The sequence below is a fragment of the Citrobacter sp. Cu231 genome (genome assembly GCF_030332265.1).
Classification (GTDB): domain Bacteria; phylum Pseudomonadota; class Gammaproteobacteria; order Enterobacterales; family Enterobacteriaceae; genus Citrobacter; species Citrobacter meridianamericanus.
The window spans coordinates 1-18,768 of the sequence record NZ_JAOWIE010000044.1 but is presented as its reverse complement, the minus strand read 5'-3'; the positions used below and the strand labels follow the sequence as shown (position 1 = coordinate 18,768).

General features: G+C 48.7%; 17 protein-coding genes and 1 pseudogene. 7 read left to right on the top strand and 11 right to left on the bottom strand.

The window, feature by feature from the left end; translation table 11 throughout:
- The first annotated feature begins 46 nt into the window (after positions 1 to 46).
- Both OGY15_RS17725 and yciA read left to right on the top strand, forming a co-directional pair.
- Positions 47 to 586, top strand: coding sequence for a septation protein A (locus OGY15_RS17725; protein WP_151219377.1), 540 nt, complete (start codon positions 47 to 49; stop codon positions 584 to 586).
- Between the two features lie 165 nt (positions 587 to 751).
- Entirely contained in the window at positions 752 to 1,153 is a 402-nt protein-coding gene (gene yciA, locus OGY15_RS17720; RefSeq protein WP_151219378.1) for an acyl-CoA thioester hydrolase YciA, read from the top strand.
- An 87-nt stretch (positions 1,154 to 1,240) separates the two neighbouring features.
- On the opposite strand, the gene tonB is transcribed toward yciA, so the two are convergent.
- Positions 1,241 to 1,957 carry a TonB system transport protein TonB gene (gene tonB / locus OGY15_RS17715; protein ID WP_151219509.1) on the bottom strand — a complete coding sequence of 239 codons (717 nt, stop codon included), beginning with the start codon at positions 1,955 to 1,957 and terminating at the stop codon, positions 1,241 to 1,243.
- A gap of 223 nt (positions 1,958 to 2,180) precedes the next feature.
- Here tonB and OGY15_RS17710 point away from each other — a divergent pair, with 223 nt between their 5' ends.
- Entirely contained in the window at positions 2,181 to 2,477 is a 297-nt protein-coding gene (locus OGY15_RS17710) for a YciI family protein (protein WP_286540405.1), read from the top strand.
- A gap of 52 nt (positions 2,478 to 2,529) precedes the next feature.
- Here the strand turns inward: OGY15_RS17710 and OGY15_RS17705 are convergent, their stop codons facing one another.
- Entirely contained in the window at positions 2,530 to 2,703 is a 174-nt protein-coding gene (locus OGY15_RS17705) for a YciY family protein (protein ID WP_016153268.1), read from the bottom strand.
- A 142-nt stretch (positions 2,704 to 2,845) separates the two neighbouring features.
- Here OGY15_RS17705 and cls point away from each other — a divergent pair, with 142 nt between their 5' ends.
- Positions 2,846 to 4,306 carry a cardiolipin synthase gene (gene cls / locus OGY15_RS17700; RefSeq protein ID WP_151225524.1) on the top strand — a complete coding sequence of 487 codons (1,461 nt, stop codon included), beginning with the start codon at positions 2,846 to 2,848 and terminating at the stop codon, positions 4,304 to 4,306.
- A gap of 34 nt (positions 4,307 to 4,340) precedes the next feature.
- Entirely contained in the window at positions 4,341 to 4,670 is a 330-nt protein-coding gene (locus tag OGY15_RS17695; protein WP_151219379.1) for an HI1450 family dsDNA-mimic protein, read from the top strand.
- A gap of 37 nt (positions 4,671 to 4,707) precedes the next feature.
- Here OGY15_RS17695 and OGY15_RS17690 read toward each other — a convergent pair whose 3' ends face one another.
- From OGY15_RS17690 to ychE, 7 genes are all read right to left on the bottom strand, one after another.
- On the bottom strand, positions 4,708 to 5,544 hold the full coding sequence (locus OGY15_RS17690) for an ion transporter (RefSeq protein WP_151219380.1): 837 nt from the start codon (positions 5,542 to 5,544) through the stop codon (positions 4,708 to 4,710).
- Between the two features lie 46 nt (positions 5,545 to 5,590).
- On the bottom strand, positions 5,591 to 6,595 hold the full coding sequence (oppF, locus tag OGY15_RS17685) for a murein tripeptide/oligopeptide ABC transporter ATP-binding protein OppF (RefSeq protein ID WP_151219381.1): 1,005 nt from the start codon (positions 6,593 to 6,595) through the stop codon (positions 5,591 to 5,593).
- Positions 6,592 to 7,605, bottom strand: a complete 1,014-nt coding sequence (gene oppD, locus OGY15_RS17680) for a murein tripeptide/oligopeptide ABC transporter ATP-binding protein OppD (RefSeq protein ID WP_278238007.1) — start codon at positions 7,603 to 7,605, stop codon at positions 6,592 to 6,594. The genes oppF and oppD overlap by 4 nt, the downstream gene beginning before the upstream one ends.
- A gap of 11 nt (positions 7,606 to 7,616) precedes the next feature.
- Entirely contained in the window at positions 7,617 to 8,525 is a 909-nt protein-coding gene (oppC, locus tag OGY15_RS17675; RefSeq protein WP_151219382.1) for an oligopeptide ABC transporter permease OppC, read from the bottom strand.
- 14 nt (positions 8,526 to 8,539) lie between these two features.
- The gene (oppB, locus tag OGY15_RS17670) at positions 8,540 to 9,460 is read right to left on the bottom strand and encodes an oligopeptide ABC transporter permease OppB (protein WP_003020708.1); all 921 of its coding nucleotides are present in this window, start codon (positions 9,458 to 9,460) and stop codon (positions 8,540 to 8,542) included.
- A gap of 121 nt (positions 9,461 to 9,581) precedes the next feature.
- On the bottom strand, positions 9,582 to 11,213 hold the full coding sequence (gene oppA, locus OGY15_RS17665; protein ID WP_151219384.1) for an oligopeptide ABC transporter substrate-binding protein OppA: 1,632 nt from the start codon (positions 11,211 to 11,213) through the stop codon (positions 9,582 to 9,584).
- 773 nt (positions 11,214 to 11,986) lie between these two features.
- Positions 11,987 to 12,634, bottom strand: coding sequence for an NAAT family transporter YchE (gene ychE / locus OGY15_RS17660; protein WP_003020714.1), 648 nt, complete (start codon positions 12,632 to 12,634; stop codon positions 11,987 to 11,989).
- Between the two features lie 489 nt (positions 12,635 to 13,123).
- Between ychE and adhE the strand changes: the two genes are divergently transcribed.
- On the top strand, positions 13,124 to 15,802 hold the full coding sequence (gene adhE / locus OGY15_RS17655) for a bifunctional acetaldehyde-CoA/alcohol dehydrogenase (RefSeq protein ID WP_286540392.1): 2,679 nt from the start codon (positions 13,124 to 13,126) through the stop codon (positions 15,800 to 15,802).
- 235 nt (positions 15,803 to 16,037) lie between these two features.
- On the opposite strand, the gene tdk is transcribed toward adhE, so the two are convergent.
- Positions 16,038 to 16,655, bottom strand: coding sequence for a thymidine kinase (gene tdk, locus OGY15_RS17650; RefSeq protein WP_151219510.1), 618 nt, complete (start codon positions 16,653 to 16,655; stop codon positions 16,038 to 16,040).
- 622 nt (positions 16,656 to 17,277) lie between these two features.
- Here tdk and OGY15_RS17645 point away from each other — a divergent pair.
- Positions 17,278 to 17,547, top strand: a pseudogene (locus OGY15_RS17645) (H-NS family histone-like protein); the annotation flags it as partial.
- A 12-nt stretch (positions 17,548 to 17,559) separates the two neighbouring features.
- Here OGY15_RS17645 and OGY15_RS17640 read toward each other — a convergent pair.
- A complete protein-coding gene (locus OGY15_RS17640) occupies positions 17,560 to 18,768 on the bottom strand; it encodes an IS4-like element ISVsa5 family transposase (protein ID WP_286540185.1) in 1,209 nt (402 codons plus the stop codon).

The window sequence follows — 18,768 nt, the reverse complement described above, 5'->3', positions numbered from 1 at the left end:
CGCATACCGGGCTTGTACCCGGTGCTTTTGATGACGGAATCGAAGAATGAAGCAGTTTCTTGATTTTTTACCGCTGGTTGTCTTTTTTGCTTTTTATAAGCTTTACGACATCTATGCGGCAACCTCGGCACTGATTGTCGCGACGGCTGTGGTTTTGATTTACAGCTGGGTTCGCTATCGTAAGGTCGAGAAGATGGCATTAATCACCTTTATTCTGGTAGCCGTGTTCGGTGGCCTGACTATCTTCTTCCACAATGATGAATTCATTAAATGGAAAGTGACGGTGATTTACGGGCTATTTGCCGGTGCGCTGCTGGTTAGCCAGTGGGTGATGAAAAAGCCGCTCATTCAGCGCATGTTAGGTAAAGAGCTTTCCCTGCCGCAGCCGGTATGGTCAAAGCTTAATTTAGCCTGGGCCGTTTTCTTCATCCTGTGCGGTCTGGCAAACATCTATATCGCGTTTTGGCTGCCGCAGAACATTTGGGTCAACTTCAAGGTATTCGGCCTGACCGCCCTGACCTTACTCTTTACGTTGCTGAGCGGAGTTTATATTTACCGCCACCTTCCGCAGGAAGATAAATCGTAATTAATGTTCGCCAGATCTACGGATCTGGCGAATTTTTATCCCCTCGCGTTCCTTGTTGCTATAAACCCGGCTCACATCCGCTGCGCACGCCGTATCCCCTCTGTTCTCAGCACGTAAATTCTAGTAGCATCGCGCCTGTAATCTTTCTCTATAGTCGGTTCTACAATGACAACAACGAATAACACTCCCCAGGGCGAACTGGTTTTACGCACTCTGGCTATGCCTGCCGATACCAACGCGAACGGCGATATTTTTGGTGGCTGGCTGATGTCACAAATGGATATAGGCGGCGCTATTCAGGCCAAAGAGATCGCACACGGTCGTGTCGTAACAGTGCGGGTTGAAGGAATGAGCTTTTTGCGCCCGGTTGCCGTAGGCGACGTAGTGTGTTGCTATGCGCGCTGCGTAAAACGCGGGACGACCTCGATCAGCATTAATATTGAAGTCTGGGTGAAGAAAGTTGCTTCTGAACCTATCGGCCAGCGCTATAAAGCTACCGAAGCCCTGTTTATCTACGTAGCTGTTGATAAAGACGGTAAACCGCGTCCGATCCCAACCTTGTCCTGACAGTACGCATTAGCAGCGCCATCCAGTAGTATTTCAATCTTTCGCTCATTGCCGGATGGCGGCGTACCACCAAATCCGGCATGATGCTTACTCGATCTGCGTTGTGCCGTTCAGGCGGAAAACGATATTCACCACCAGGCCAGAACCTGGCTTACCGGCCTCATAGCGCCATCTGCGCATCGCATTTTTCACTTCACGTTCAAACATATTTGCAGGCTGCGCGGACAGAACTTCCACATTTTCGACCCGACCATCTGGGGTCACGTCAAATTTGACCTTAACACGACCTTCAATACGCAGCGCCTGGGCACGCGCAGGATACTGTGGCTGATTACGACTTAAGGCGCGCGGCCCGGAAGGCGCGCTTACCGCTGGCTTAGTGGTTGCCGGAGCAGCACTGGTCATTGGACGCGCAGGTGCCGTATTTTCAAACGGAGACGACGGACGCGGTTCTGCGGGCTTCACATCGCGTTTCGGTTGCTCTTCAACCTTTTTCACCGGTTTTGGCTTCGGCTTAGGTTTGGGCTTCGGTTTCTCAATCACTACCGGTGCTTCTTTTGGCTGCTCCGGGATCGGCTCTGGTTCCGGCTCTGGCTCGACGACGGGTTCAGGCGGTGGCTGAACCGCCTGAGGCGGTTCAAGATCGGCAGGCGCGACCATCGTAACGGAAATAGGCTGCGCTGGTGCAGGCAGTTCAATAACCTGATGTACCGAGGTATACAGCAAACCTGCCACTACAGCACCGTGAATGCCGACAGAAAGTAACGTTGGCCAGGGAAAGCGACGAGGTAAATCAAGGGTCATTGAAGTCATAATCGTTTCAGTAAAAAAACCAGGTCTCGATTTTAAATGCAAATAGCAATCATATTCAATAAGACCGTGAAGGTAACTCAGATTTAAAACGCGATTTTATGAAAAATAACCATTTTCGGAGTGTGGCCTTAACATATCAGCAATCTTTCCGTTGCAGTTACCGGGCCTTTCCAATAACGTAAATATGACTTTTACCGTTCAAGGAGCTCTACCCGTGCTGTACGTTATTTACGCTCAAGATATCGCAGATTCTCTCGAAAAACGTCTTTCCGTACGCCCAGCTCATCTGGCCCGTCTGCAACTTCTTCATGATGAAGGCCGTTTGCTCACGGCAGGTCCTATGCCAGCGGTTGACAGTAATGAGCCAGGCGCTGCGGGCTTTACCGGCTCGACGGTGATTGCTGAATTTGAATCTTTAGAAGCCGCACAGGCGTGGGCAGAAGCCGATCCGTATGTGGCGACAGGCGTTTATGCACAGGTTTCAGTAAAACCGTATAAGAAAGTATTTTAAAAACAGAACAAAAAGCTGAGACTTTGGGCACCGCCAGCGGTGCCCTTTTAGATCAGATATTGTGGATCGCAAACAGCAACGAGTTACGTTGATGGTTGAGGATGCACTTTCTGATGGTGTGGATGCGCATATTACGACGCGATTGCCCTTCAAGCCAACGTGCTTTACGACGGCTCGCCTGACGCAGCATCCGCCAGCGTCCCACTTCCGTTCTACTACGCTTCATGTTTACTACTCTTTCAGTCACTGAGCGGCCATTATAACGCCACACCGCATGCAGACCAGTGGTTTTCCCGTGTTTTTATTTGCCAGATGAATCCTGATGCGTAAACTCTTAACAATACGCTTTCAAAAGGATTTTTAAATTTATGACAACCTTCTACACCGTGGTGAGTTGGCTGGTCATTCTGGGTTACTGGGTACTCATTGCTGGCGTAACATTACGCATTCTAATGAAACGACGCGCAGTGCCCTCCGCAATGGCCTGGCTTTTGATCATCTATATTCTGCCATTAGTAGGGATCATTGCTTATCTGTCCTTCGGTGAGCTTCATCTGGGTAAACGTCGCGCCGAACGCGCCCGGGCAATGTGGCCGTCAACGGCCAAATGGCTGAACGATCTTAAAGCCTGTAAGCATATTTTTGCGCAAGAAAACAGCAGCGTCGCCTCATCCTTATTTAAGCTGTGCGAGCGTCGCCAGGGAATCGCTGGCGTTAAGGGAAATCAACTGCAACTGCTCACTAGCTCAGATGACGTAATGCAGGCATTAATCCGCGATATTCAACTGGCGCGCCACAACATTGAGATGGTGTTCTACATCTGGCAGCCGGGTGGTATGGCCGATCAGGTCGCGGAGTCATTAATGGCTGCCGCCAGACGCGGGATTCACTGCCGACTGATGCTGGACTCCGCGGGCAGTGTGGCGTTCTTCCGCAGTCCATGGGCGGCAATGATGCGTAACGCAGGTATTGAGGTTGTTGAAGCGCTGAAAGTGAACCTGATGCGTGTGTTTTTACGCCGTATGGATTTGCGCCAGCATCGCAAAATGATCATGATCGATAACTACATTGCATATACCGGCAGCATGAATATGGTCGATCCGCGCTTTTTCAAACAAGATGCTGGCGTCGGGCAATGGGTTGACTTAATGGCGAGAATGGAAGGCCCTGTAGCTACCGCGATGGGTATTGTCTATTCCTGCGACTGGGAAATTGAGACCGGCAAGCGCATTTTGCCCCCGCCGCCGGACGTTAATATCATGCCGTTTGAGCAAGCCAGCGGTCATACCATTCACACTATCGCCTCGGGTCCTGGTTTCCCTGAAGATTTGATTCATCAGGCGCTGTTAACTGCAGCTTATTCCGCACGTGAATATTTAATTATGACCACGCCCTACTTCGTTCCCAGCGACGATTTGTTGCATGCGATCTGTACGGCGGCGCAGCGCGGGGTCGACGTCAGTATCATTCTTCCGCGTAAGAATGACTCCCTGCTGGTTGGCTGGGCAAGCCGGGCCTTTTTCACTGAGTTGCTGGCGGCAGGCGTTAAAATTTATCAGTTCGAAGGCGGTTTGTTGCATACCAAAAGCGTACTGGTCGATGGCGAACTGAGCCTCGTCGGTACCGTTAATCTGGATATGCGTAGCCTTTGGCTGAATTTTGAAATTACGCTGGTGATTGACGATGCAGGATTCGGCGGCGATCTCGCCGCAGTGCAGGATGATTATATTTCGCGTTCTCGCCTGCTTGATGCCCGTTTGTGGTTAAAACGACCACTCTGGCAGCGGATTGCAGAGCGACTGTTTTACTTCTTTAGTCCGTTGCTGTAAAACGTGCCCATCAGACAGTAAACAGGTAGTCATTATGGATATGGATTTGAACAATCGCCTGACTGAAGACGAAACGCTTGAGCAGGCTTACGACATTTTTCTCGAACTGGCTGCGGACAACCTGGATCCAGCCGACATCATTCTGTTCAATTTGCAGTTTGAAGAACGCGGCGGTGCGGAGTTATTCGACCCGGCAGAAGACTGGCAGGATCACGTTGATTTTGATCTGAACCCTGATTTCTTTGCCGAAGTGGTGATTGGTCTTGCAGATACTGAAGACGGCGAGATTAACGATATTTTTGCGCGCGTTTTATTGTGTCGCGAAAAAGATCACAAGCTGTGCCATATTCTCTGGCGCGAATAATCAAACAAAAAAGCTGCTCTCGCAGCTTTTTTCATTTTTAACCCGGCAGTTTACTTCCACAGCGGTTACAAAACTGCGCACTATGTTCATGCTGGCCTTGCTGACACTGCGGACATTTACGTAAATTCTGGCGATTCTGAAACGCGCTGCTCATATGTGTGGTAATCAATCCAGTCGGTATCGCAATCACAGAGTAACCAATCAGGATAAGCAAAGACGCGACCATGCGCCCCAATGGCGTGTGTGGTGTGATATCGCCATAGCCAACAGTAGTGACCGTGACAATGGCCCAATACACCGACGCATTTAGCGTGGTAAAACCATATTTTGGTCCTTCGATCAGGTACATCAACGCACCGAAAACAATCATCAGAATGGCAATAAAGGAATAGAACAGTATGAGCTGATGGCGGGCGCTTTTGATGGCGTTCCAGAACACTCGCAGGGAAGGCATAAAGCGCAGCAACTTCAGAATACGCAGCACACGTAGAACGCGCATCGCGCGCCAGGCGAAGACATAACTCAGACTGATTTCAGGCCACAACCACATTACATACAGCGGCAAAATGGTGGCAAGATCGATTATTCCCCAGAAGCTAAACACATACTTTGCGGGATTGGCCCAGCAGCATAAACGTAGAAAGTATTCGAGGGTAAAGACCAGAGTAATAAAGACCTCCAGCCAGATAAAAATATGCCATTCATCATACGTTAAATGGTATTGCGTCCCTACTCCGGACTCAATGAAGATAACAATAACGCTAAGCAATGCGAACAGCGCGCACATACCTTCAAAGCGACGCCCCGAACGGGTGTTTAAATCGAATAATTTGCGATAGAGCCCACGGCGGACAGAAGAGACTAGACCTGGCACAAATACCTCACCAAAAAGAAGGGCTGACCTTTGTCAGCCCTCAGGATTATAGCGGGTCTACTTTCAGGCAGGAAACAGCGTGTCGGAAACTTCCTTCAAGAACCGGGCGCGTTTTTGCACATTCCGGCCCGGCAATCGGACAGCGCGTACGAAACACGCAGCCGGAAGGAGGATTAATAGGCGACGGCAATTCGCCTTCCAGTAGTTGGATAACCTTGTTCCTTTCCTGGTCAGGGTCGGGAATGGGTACCGCAGACATCAGGGCTTTGGTATAAGGGTGCAGCGGGTTATGGTACACCTCATCATAGGTCCCTAATTCCACCGCGTGTCCAAGATACATGACCAGCACGCGGTCGGAGATGTGTTTAACCACCGCCAGGTCGTGAGCAATGAAGATGAGCGATAATCCCATTTCACGCTGTAACTGTTGCAGCAGGTTCACCACCTGAGCCTGAATTGATACGTCCAACGCGGAAACCGGTTCATCGCAAATAATCAATTTAGGCTCAAGGATCAGCGCGCGGGCAATACCAATACGCTGACACTGACCACCGGAAAACTCATGGGGGTAGCGGTTAATCAGATTCGGTAGCAAGCCAACTTTCATCATCATCGCCTTCACACGGTCACGGACCTCCTGACCAGGCAGATTCGGATGATAAGTCCGCAGCGGTTCGGCAATAATTTCACCAATGGTCATGCGCGGGTTTAATGATGCCAGCGGATCCTGGAAAATCATCTGGATATCACTACGCACTTCCCGCCATTCATCGGGTTTCATGCCCAGCAAATCTTTACCCAACCAGGCAACCTTTCCATCGGTGGCTTTCACCAGGCCGATAATCGCACGGGCAAAGGTCGATTTACCACAACCTGATTCGCCGACCACGCCCAGGGTTTCGCCTTCATACAGCCGTAGGGTCACGCCATCAACTGCTTTCAGGGTTTTAGCCGGCTGCCAGAACCACTGCTTGCCGTCTTTAATGTCGAAATGGACTTTAAGATCGGCAATTTCAAGGAGCACTTTTCGTTGTTCGGTCACCGCAGTCATACCAGTTCCTCCACCGGTTTAAAGCAGGCGCGCAGGCGGCCCGGACTAAACTCCTCCAGTGGCGGAGCATTGCTACAGATTTCCATCGCATGCGGGCAACGCGGCTGGAATGGACAACCTTTTGGCAAACGCAGAAGGTTCGGCGGGTTGCCCGGGATAGTCAGCATCTCTTCCCCTTCGGCATCCAGACGAGGTACAGCGTTCAGCAACCCAATCGAATACGGATGAACGGGCTTATAAAACACATCCCGCGCACTACCATATTCCATGGTACGTCCGGCGTACATCACCAGAACTTTATCGCAAATACCAGCCACAACGCCAAGGTCGTGGGTGATCATGATAATCGCCGTGTTGAATTCGCTTTTCAGTTCATTCAGTAGCGTCATAATTTGCGCCTGTACCGTCACATCGAGCGCGGTAGTCGGCTCATCGGCTATCAGTAGTTTTGGCCTGCACAGCAGCGCCATGGCGATCATGACGCGCTGGCGCATCCCGCCTGAGAATTCATGCGGGTACATTTTCATACGCTTACGCGCTTCCGGCATCTTCACCGCATCCAGCATTCTGACCGATTCTTCAAAAGCTTCCGCTTTGCTCATGCCTTTATGCAGCATCAGAACTTCCATCAACTGCTCGCCGACCCGCATGTACGGATTAAGAGACGTCATCGGATCCTGGAAAATCATCGAAATTTGCTCGGCACGTAGTTTGTTCAGTTCGCGTTCCGGTAAATTCAGAATTTCACGCCCGTTGAAGGTTGCAGAGCCCCCGATACGGCCATTCGCCGCCAGCAGGCCCATCAGGGCAAAGGCTGTTTGCGATTTACCGGAACCGGATTCCCCAACAATACCCAGCGTTTCTCCTGCTCGAAGCGAAAAGTTTAAATCGTTAACCGCGGTCACATCGCCATCGGGGGTAGCAAACGTCACGCGCAGATCTTTTACATTCAGCAGTGCGTTAGCCTGTTGTTGCGCGAGCGGTGCGGTTGAGGTTTCAATTACGCTCATGGCTGCACTCCTTAACGGTCTTTCGGGTCGAGGGCGTCACGCAGGCCATCGCCAATAAAGTTAAAACAGAATAAAGTTACCACCAGGAAACCTGCCGGGAACAGCAGCAGCCATGGCGAGACTTCCATCGAGTTGGCACCATCACTCAGCAGTGCACCCCAGCTACTTAATGGCTCCTGTGTACCTAATCCCAGGAAGCTCAGGAAGGATTCAAACAGGATCATGCTGGGCACCAGCAATGAAGCGTAGACCACCACCACGCCCAGTACGTTCGGCACGATATGGCGGATAACGATGCGCACGGTAGATACCCCTCCCACTTGCGCCGCTTCAATAAACTCTTTGCGCTTGAGACTCAGCGTTTGTCCACGCACGATACGCGCCATATCCAGCCAGGAGACCATCCCAATAGCAACAAAAATCAGCAGGATGTTTTGCCCAAAGAAGGTAACCAGCAGGATCACGAAGAACATGAACGGGAAGGAGTTGAGGATTTCCAGCAGACGCATCATTACCGAGTCGACTTTGCCGCCGAGATAGCCCGACAAAGAGCCGTATAGTGTACCGACGACTACCGCCACCAGCGCTGCGGCAATACCGACCATCAGCGAGATACGTCCGCCAATCGCCACGCGAACCAACAAGTCGCGACCCGACGAATCGGTGCCGAAATAGTGTCCTGATTCCGTGTCCGGCGCGCTGGACATCATGCCCCAGTCGGTATCGAAGTAGGTAAACTGCGACAGCATTGGTGCCAGCGTCACGAACAGCGCAATAATCACTAACACCACCAGGCTTGCGACCGCAGCGCGGTTATGCATGAAGCGTCGACGCGCATCCTGCCACAGACTGCGGCCTTCGACCTCCAGCTTTTCACTGAAATTCTCCAGCGCTTCGCTGTTTTTCTTACTTAACATCATAGCGAGCTCCAGTATCAGTAACGAATTTTTGGGTCGATAACGGCATACAGCACGTCGACAATCGCGTTAAACACGATGGTCAGCGTACCCACCAGAATGGTCAGACTCAGAACCAGCGAATAGTCGCGGTTTAAGGCACCATTGACGAATAGCTGGCCAATGCCCGGCAAGCCGTAAATGGTCTCAATAACCATTGAACCGGTGATAATGCCGACAAATGCCGGTCCCATATAGGACAGGACGGGCAACAGCGCCGGCTTTAACGCATGGCGGAAAATAATCCGCCGCATCGGCAGCCCTTTTGCGCGCGCAGTGCGAATAAAGTTAGAGTGCAGCACTTCAATCATCGAACCACGGGTAATACGGGCGATACTGGCGATATAGGCCAGTGACAACGCCACCATCGGCAGGATCATAAATTTCAGCGCCCCGCCGTTCCAGCCCCCGCCAGGCAACCATTTCAAGGTTATGGCAAATATCATGACCAACAACGGAGCGACTACAAAGCTGGGGATAACGACCCCGGTCATTGCTACTCCCATCACCGTGTAGTCCCAGCGCGTATTTTGCTTCAGCGCGGCTATCACCCCAGCGCTTACACCGACGAGTACCGCCAGAATAAAGGCTGCCGCACCCAGCTTCGCTGAAACCGGAAAGCTCGAGGCAACGAGATCGTTGACCGTGTAGTCTTTGTATTTGAAGGAGGGCCCAAAATCGCCATGTGCCAGCTGCTTCAGATAGCTGAAGTACTGCGTTGAGATAGGATCGTTAAGATGATATTTCGCTTCAATATTTGCCAGTACCTCTGGCGGTAACGCGCGTTCCCCGGTAAATGGGCTTCCCGGCGCAAGGCGCATCATAAAGAATGAAATCGTAATAAGGATAAATAGCGTCGGAATCGCTTCCAGACAGCGACGTAGTATGAATTTTAACATTGCCCGTACCTTCTGGCGTGTGCCTTTATACCCCTTCTACCCCGACCTTCAGGTAAAGCGGTATTAATAGTTCGAAGAAAAAAGACACTGTGGGGCAATAAAAATGCCCCACGTCTTGCCATTAATGCTTGATAATATACAAGTCTTTGACGTGGATATTATCCATCGGGTCTTTACCAGAGTATCCGCCAACCCACGGTTTCACCAGACGGGCGTTAACATAGTAATAAACCGGTACAATCGCAGAATCTTTATCCAATTGCTGTTCCGCTTTTGAATACAGTTCGCTGCGCTGCGCTTCATCAGTCACTTTCAGGGTATCGGCAATCAGCTTATCAAACGCTGGGCTCTTATAGTGCACAGTGTTGTTGGAGCTGTCGGACAGCACCATGTTCAGGAAGGATGTTGGTTCGTTGTAATCCGCACACCAACCCGCACGCGAAACATCATAGTTACCCTGATGGCGCGTATCGAGGAATGTTTTCCACTCCTGATTTTCCAGCTTCACGTTAGCACCCAGATTTTTCTTCCAGATGGATGCCGCTGCGATGGCCAGCTTCTTATGCAGGTCTGAGGTGTTATACAGCAGGTCAAAGGTCAACGGCTTTTCAGCGGTGAAGCCTGCTTCAGCCAGCAGTTTTTTCGCTTCTTCATTACGTTTTTCCTGAGACCATTTGAACCACTCTGGTTCAACCAATTTTGCCCCATCGGTGTAAGGAGGAGTAAAGCTATATGCAGGCAGGTCGCCCTGGTTTTTCACTTTATTGACGATAATGTCACGATCCAACGCCAGTTTCAGGGCAGTACGAACGCGAACATCGTTGAACGGTGCTTTCTGATTGTTGATTTCGTAATAATAGGTGCACAGGTACGGGTCAACGTGAACTTCGTTCGGGATCTCTTTTTTCAGTTTCTGGAATAACTCGATCGGCATGTTGTTATAGGTCATGTCGATTTCACCGCTGCGATAGCGGTTCACGTCAGTCACTTCAGAAGCAATTGGCAAATAGGTAACCTGGTTTATAACGGTTTTCGCGTTGTCCCAGTAGTTAGTATTACGCTCAAGCACAATGCGCTCGTTGACAACCCAGTCTTTCAGTTTATAAGCACCGTTAGTGACGATGTTAGCTGGCTGAGTCCACTTCTCACCGTATTTTTCAACTGCGGCTTTAGGAACCGGTGAAACGGATGAGTGCACAAGCAGTTTGTAGAAATAAGGAACCGGCTCGCTCAGGGTGACTTCAAATGTATGATCGTCGAGAGCTTTAACGCCGAGATCGGTGACCGGCTTTTTACCGGCGATAATATCATCAATATTGACGATGTGGCCGTACTGCAAATAGCTGGCGTACGGTGACGCGGTATTTGGGTTAGCCAGGCGCTGCCAGCTATACACGAAATCTTGCGCGGTGACTGGCGTACCGTCAGACCACTTTGCATCTTTACGCAGATGGAATGTCCAGACTTTAAAGTCTTTATTTTCCCATTTTTCAGCTACGCCTGGTGATGGTTTGCCATCAACATCACTGATTAATAAACCTTCAAACAGGTCACGGTTGATGTTGGATTCAGGCACACCTTCGATTTTATGTGGATCGAGCGACTGAACTTCCGAACCGTTATTACGCACCAGAGTCTGCTTTTCAGCAAGCTGCACACCGGCTGGCACAACTGCTGCTGTGGCAGCATTTCCAGCGACTAGCGCAGTTAGGATCCCCGCAGCTACTAAACTTTTTTTAGTGATGTTAGTCATTGTGTTTGTACTCCCTCATTATTATGGCTGGCTTTTTAACCAGACTGTTAATCCTGTCAGGATCCCTGTACGGCATCGGAGATTTTCTGCCGTCAGGTGGTTTATTGTTTTACTGCTTGCTATCACCGACTCTATTTATTCTGGCGATTCGTACGACCGCCTTGCGTCGATTATCGATCGTGTTTCCCCTGCCGGAAACACGCTGTTACTCTGTTGAGAGAAATCAATTGAAAATGATTCTCATCAACGTGAAATCTTCTGCAAAATACCTGGCCGGAAAGTATCAAATGCGTTTCTTAACCGCCAATACATTTTACAAATTTGTTAACCAATTCTCTTTTATTGAAAATAAATCTCAGTAGAAAAGTCTTTCGAATGAAGATTTATCACAAAAAACTATTAAAAATCATAATGTTGAACATCAAGCATTGTTAACTACCCTGTCCGGTATCAACACCGCACTCAAATACACATTAATTTAACAATTGGTTATTAATTAGCACATTCATCTAAAAAAAACGCTGAAATAACTAATAACATTTCGATAATCCTACAGCAAGCCCCAGAGTATGATGTTACTAAAATAACAGCGACACTTAGCCACCACAGGCGGACTGTTGAGAGTTATATCTATAAATTCAATGAATAACAAAAGAGCTAAACATAAGTTTTTATTATTTTTGTTGTGCTACTTTTCAACTTTAGTGAGAAGTTTTACTGATAATGAAAGGAAACGGAGCCTATAGTGGCTCCGTTGATGCAAAAGAGGGATATCAGGCAAGCAAACCGGGGAAAATAGACTTGATTCCAGTAACAATGAACTCAATCCCCAGAGCCATTAACAGCAATCCCATAATACGCGTAATGACGTTGATGCCCGTTTGGCCCAGCAGGCGAACTAACCATGGCGCCATACGGAACAGCCCCCAACAGCACAGGGCAAACAGCGCAATTGCCACAAAAAAACCAAACAGGTTAATCGCACTATGATACCGCGTGCCCCAAACGATAGTTGAGCTTATCGCCCCCGGCCCCGCCATCAGAGGCAAGGCCAGTGGCACAACACCGATGCTTTCGCGAATAGCGGTTTCTGATTTTTCCTGTTTATTTTGCTTATCTTCGCCAAGTTTTCCGCTAATCATCGACATCGCAATAGTCACCACCAGGATGCCGCCGGCAATCCTGAACGAGTCTATCGAGATACCGAAAAGTTGCAGAATACCGTCACCAAGGAACAGCGAAGTCCACAGGATGATGGCAACCGAAAGGTTTGCCGTAAGGTTGGTTTTGTTGCGCGCTGCAGCCGTTTGGTAGCTGGTCATGCTGATAAAGACAGGGATAATCCCCACCGGGTTGACCAACGCAAATAACCCAATGAAAAATTTAAAATAGACAGGAAAATCAAATAGCGTTTGGATCACGGTTAGCTCCGAAGCGTTAGCCGGATAAAATGAGTCATAAAAAAATTGATAAAATCCGCGCTGAAGATACGCTTTTTGTCAGCATACTTCACCTTCTATCTGCGTTTATCTACGTAAATACGCTACCAATAGTGAGTGTTATTAATATGTATTGAATATGCTAATGTCATTGGAATTCATCACATCAATTCATTAACACTTACCGATAAACGCTAAAAGGGCCTGCTGAAAGGTGTCAGCTTTGCGAAATCTTGATCCAGATCACGCAATTACTACTCAGAAGTGAGTAATCTTGCTTACGCCACCTGGAGGTAACGCGTTAGAGTTAACTGACGCTAACGCATAAGCTCTTTTAGTAAATCAAGGTAAAACGGACGTTAATTAACCGTTTGATTTTCAAAACGTTACACAAATTTTCGTCGATCTGTCTATACTCTCGTATCGAGCAGATGATTTACTAAAAAAGTTTAACATTATCAGGAGAGCATTATGGCTGTTACTAATGTCGCTGAACTTAACGCACTTGTAGAGCGCGTAAAAAAAGCCCAGCGTGAATATGCCAGTTTCACTCAAGAACAGGTTGACAAAATCTTCCGTGCCGCCGCTCTGGCTGCCGCAGACGCTCGAATCCCTCTCGCGAAAATGGCCGTTGCCGAATCCGGCATGGGCATCGTCGAAGATAAAGTGATTAAAAACCACTTCGCTTCCGAATACATCTATAACGCATATAAAGATGAAAAGACCTGTGGTGTGCTGTCTGAAGACGACACTTTCGGTACCATTACCATCGCTGAACCGATTGGTATTATCTGCGGTATCGTTCCAACCACTAACCCAACTTCTACTGCCATCTTCAAATCGCTGATCAGCCTGAAGACGCGTAACGCCATCATCTTCTCTCCGCATCCGCGTGCTAAAGATGCGACCAATAAAGCCGCTGATATCGTTCTGCAGGCAGCCATCGCTGCTGGCGCGCCGAAAGATCTGATCGGCTGGATCGATCAACCTTCCGTAGAACTGTCTAACGCGCTGATGCACCACCCGGACATCAACCTGATCCTTGCGACTGGTGGTCCAGGCATGGTGAAAGCTGCATACAGCTCCGGTAAACCAGCTATCGGCGTAGGCGCAGGTAACACCCCGGTTGTCATCGATGAAACCGCAGATATCAAGCGTGCTGTTGCCTCCGTTCTGATGTCTAAAACCTTCGATAACGGCGTAATCTGTGCTTCTGAACAGTCTGTTGTTGTTGTTGACTCTGTATATGACGCAGTACGTGAGCGTTTCGCGACTCACGGTGGCTACATGCTGCAGGGTAAAGAGCTGAAAGCTGTTCAGGACGTTATCCTGAAAAATGGCGCGCTGAACGCGGCCATCGTTGGTCAGCCGGCATACAAAATTGCTGAACTGGCAGGCTTCTCCGTACCAGAAACCACCAAGATTCTGATCGGCGAAGTGAAGGTTGTTGACGAAAGCGAACCGTTTGCTCACGAAAAACTGTCTCCGACGCTGGCGATGTACCGTGCGAAAGACTTTGAAGACGCCGTTAATAAAGCTGAAAAACTGGTTGCGATGGGCGGTATCGGTCATACCTCATGCCTGTACACCGACCAGGACAACCAGCCAGAACGCGTTGCTTACTTCGGCCAGATGATGAAAACCGCACGTATCCTGATTAACACCCCTGCATCTCAGGGTGGTATCGGTGACCTGTACAACTTCAAACTCGCACCTTCCCTGACTCTGGGTTGTGGTTCATGGGGTGGTAACTCCATCTCTGAAAACGTTGGTCCTAAGCACCTGATCAACAAGAAAACCGTTGCTAAGCGAGCTGAAAACATGTTGTGGCACAAACTTCCGAAATCTATCTACTTCCGTCGTGGCTCTCTGCCAATCGCACTGGATGAAGTGATTACCGATGGTCACAAACGTGCGCTGATCGTGACCGACCGCTTCCTGTTTAACAACGGTTATGCTGATCAAATCACTTCCGTGCTGAAAGCTGCTGGCGTTGAAACTGAAGTGTTCTTTGAAGTCGAAGCTGACCCAACTCTGACCGTTGTACGCAAAGGTGCTGAGCTGGCTAACTCTTTCAAACCAGACGTGATCATTGCGCTGGGTGGTGGTTCCCCGATGGACGCCGCGAAAATTATGTGGGTTATGTACGAGCATCCGGAAACTCACTTTGAAGAACTGGCGCTGCGTTTTATGGACATCCGTAAACGTATCTACAAGTTCCCGAAAATGGGCGTCAAAGCGAAGATGGTTGCCGTTACTACCACTTCCGGTACCGGTTCTGAAGTGACTCCGTTTGCTGTTGTTACTGACGATGCAACCGGGCAGAAATACCCGCTGGCAGACTATGCGCTGACTCCGGATATGGCGATTGTTGATGCTAACCTGGTCATGGATATGCCGAAGTCCCTGTGTGCGTTCGGTGGTCTTGATGCCGTAACTCACGCTTTGGAAGCTTACGTTTCCGTACTGGCTTCTGAGTTCTCTGACGGTCAGGCTCTGCAGGCGCTGAAACTGCTGAAAGAAAACCTGCCGGCGTCCTACCATGAAGGTTCTAAGAACCCGGTAGCTCGTGAACGTGTACACAGTGCAGCAACCATCGCCGGTATCGCGTTTGCTAACGCCTTCCTGGGTGTATGTCACTCAATGGCGCACAAGCTGGGTTCTCAGTTCCACATTCCTCACGGTCTGGCGAACGCCCTGCTGATCAGCAACGTTATTCGTTATAACGCCAACGACAACCCGACTAAACAGACTGCATTCAGCCAGTATGACCGCCCACAAGCTCGTCGTCGTTATGCTGAAATCGCAGATCATCTGGGTCTGAGCGCACCGGGCGACCGCACTGCTGCGAAAATCCAGAAACTGCTGGGCTGGCTTGAAGAAATCAAAGCTGAACTGAGTATTCCTAAGTCTATCCGTGAAGCTGGCGTTCAGGAAGCTGACTTCCTGGCACACGTGGACAAACTGTCTGAAGATGCGTTTGATGACCAGTGTACTGGTGCTAACCCGCGTTACCCGCTGATTTCTGAACTGAAACAGATCCTGCTGGATACCTACTACGGTCGTGAGTACAGCGAAGGCCAGGCCGCAGCTAAGGCTGAAACAGTAGCAGCACCGAAAGCTGAGAAGAAAGCGAAGAAATCCGCTTAATTCGACCAGATAAGTTTTAGTTTCACTCTAAACGGCCCCACATTGGGGCCGTTTTTTTATGTCCTACTCTATCGGAACAGGCATATACGTAATTCAGAGGCGTATAGAGGATGGTTCTGTTGGAGTGGGGCCAGTACGGTGTAAGAATTGCGTCAGAGAGAACCTGACAGGGTAGAGAACATTGTCGAATGTCGCGGCCTACCCTGCGTGACTAAGCGCGCGTAAGCGCTAAGGGTTAATCGTGGCTGTGTCGCTCTTGTATCGCCGTCAGAGAGCCCTCAGACTGCGCTTGTTTATAATGTTTACGACAAACCGAGACATAACGTTCATTCCCGCCAATAACGACCTGCTCGCCCTCGTTATAGGGTCTTCCAGCCTGATCAAGACGTAAAACCATACTGGCCTTACGCCCACAGAAACAAATTGTTTTTAATTCAACCAGCTTATCAGACCATGCAAGCAGGTATTCGCTGCCGCCAAATAATTCACCACGGAAATCTGTGCGTAAACCATAGCACAACACGGGAATATCCAGCCGATCGACTACTTCAGATAATTCATAAACCTGTTGCCGAGTCAGAAACTGCGACTCATCAACCAGTACACAGTGAATTCTTTGCAGCTCGTTTTCAGCACGAATCTCTTCGAACAATGATGAATTTTGGTTAAACAATTTTGCAGGTGACGACAGACCTATACGTGAACTTACTTTTCCAGCGCCAAAACGGTCATCAATTTCCGCTGTATATACAACAGCACGCATCCCACGTTCCTGATAATTGTACGAAGATTGCAGCAATGCAGTCGACTTACCGGCATTCATTGCAGAATAGTAAAAATATAGCTGTGCCATTGACCGAAGGCCCTCACCTGGGGAAATAAATATGGGCGGGATTGTATCATATTTCACGAAAGTGTCGGCGTAGCGTTGCTCCCAAAGGCGTATAAATGCGCATACAGGCTCGCTCAGTGTCGCCTTAATAACCAGTTTTTTAAGTTACATGAGAGCATGAGTACACTCTGCCATAGCCCAGATAACCTGAAACTGGATGTGTATATACATACTCTTTCACAAATAGTGCTCATGAAATTTATCCATGCGGTTTTTCATCCTGTGGCAATAAAGAAACCCTTTCCTTATTGTTATTGAATCTACCCACAGTCGCCATGTATTAGTGAATTCACGTAAGCAAAACTAATACAAAAGGTTGAAATCACTGCAAAGAGATACTATTTGTACACCATAAAATGTGACCTGAATCTTGAATTTTTACTCTCAACTGCTGAGAAGCCCCCTCACCAATAAGCCTTTTTTATGCCCAACAGCACGTGGAATTTATGACAGAAGAATTAATTCTGATACTAAATAAAGCGCAATTTTGAATTCCTTACATTCCTGGCTATTGCACAACTGAATTTATCGCTCTATTATTAGCTCAACAAACCACCCCCAATATAAGTTTGAGATTACTACAATGAGCGAAGCACTTAAAATTCTGAACAACATCCGTACTCTTCGTGCGCAGGCAAGAGAATGTACTCTGGAAACGCTTGAAGAAATGCTGGAAAAATTAGAAGTTGTAGTTAGCGAGCGCCGTGAAGAAGAAAGCGCTGCCGCTGCTGAAGTTGAAGAACGTACTCGTAAACTGCAACAATATCGTGAAATGCTGATCGCTGACGGCATTGATCCGAACGAACTGCTGAATAGCATGGCTGCTGTTAAATCTGGCACCAAAGCTAAACGCTGAGAGATCCCCTCATAATTTCCCCAAAACGTAACCATGTGTGAATAGATTTTGAGTAAGCAGGGTTGCAGCCACGAGTGAGTCTTCCCTTGTTATTGTGTAGCCAGAATGCCGCAAAACTTCCATGCCTAAGCGAACTGTTGAGAGTACGTTTCGATTTCTGACTGTGTTAGCCTGGAAGTGCTTGTCCCAACCTTGTTTCTGAGCATGAACGCCCGCAAGCCAACATGTTAGTTGAAGCATCAGGGCGATTAGCAGCATGATATCAAAACGCTCTGAGCTGCTCGTTCGGCTATGGCGTAGGCCTAGTCCGTAGGCAGGACTTTTCAAGTCTCGGAAGGTTTCTTCAATCTGCATTCGCTTCGAATAGATATTAACAAGTTGTTTGGGTGTTCGAATTTCAACAGGTAAGTTAGTTGCTAGAATCCATGGCTCCTTTGCCGACACTGAGTAGATTTTAGGTGACGGGTGGTGACAATGAGTCCGTGTCGAGCGCTGATTTTTTCGGCCTTTAGAGCGAGATTTATACAATAGAATTTGGCATGAGATTGGATTGCTTTTAGTCAGCCTCTTATAGCCTAAAGTCTTTGAGTGACTAGATGACATATCATGTAAGTTGCTGATAGGTTTCCAGTTTTCCGCTCCTAGGTCTGCATATTGTACTTTTCCTCTTACTCGACTTAACCAGTACCAACCCAGCTTCTCAACGGATTTATACCATGGCACTTTAAAGCCAGCATCACTGACAATGAGCGGTGTGGTGTTACTCGGTAGAATGCTCGCAAGGTCGGCTAGAAATTGGTCATGAGCTTTCTTTGAACATTGCTCTGAAAGCGGGAACGCTTTCTCATAAAGAGTAACAGAACGACCGTGTAGTGCGACTGAAGCTCGCAATACCATAAGCCGTTTTTGCTCACGGATATCAGACCAGTCAACAAGTACAATGGGCATCGTATTGCCCGAACAGATAAAGCTAGCATGCCAACGGTATACAGCGAGTCGCTCTTTGTGGAGGTGACGATTACCTAACAATCGGTCGATTCGTTTGATGTTATGTTTTGTTCTCGCTTTGGTTGGCAGGTTACGGCCAAGTTCGGTAAGAGTGAGAGTTTTACAGTCAAGTAAGGCGTGGCAAGCCAACGTTAAGCTGTTGAGTCGTTTTAAGTGTAATTCGGGGCAGAATTGGTAAAGAGAGTCGTGTAAAATATCGAGTTCGCACAT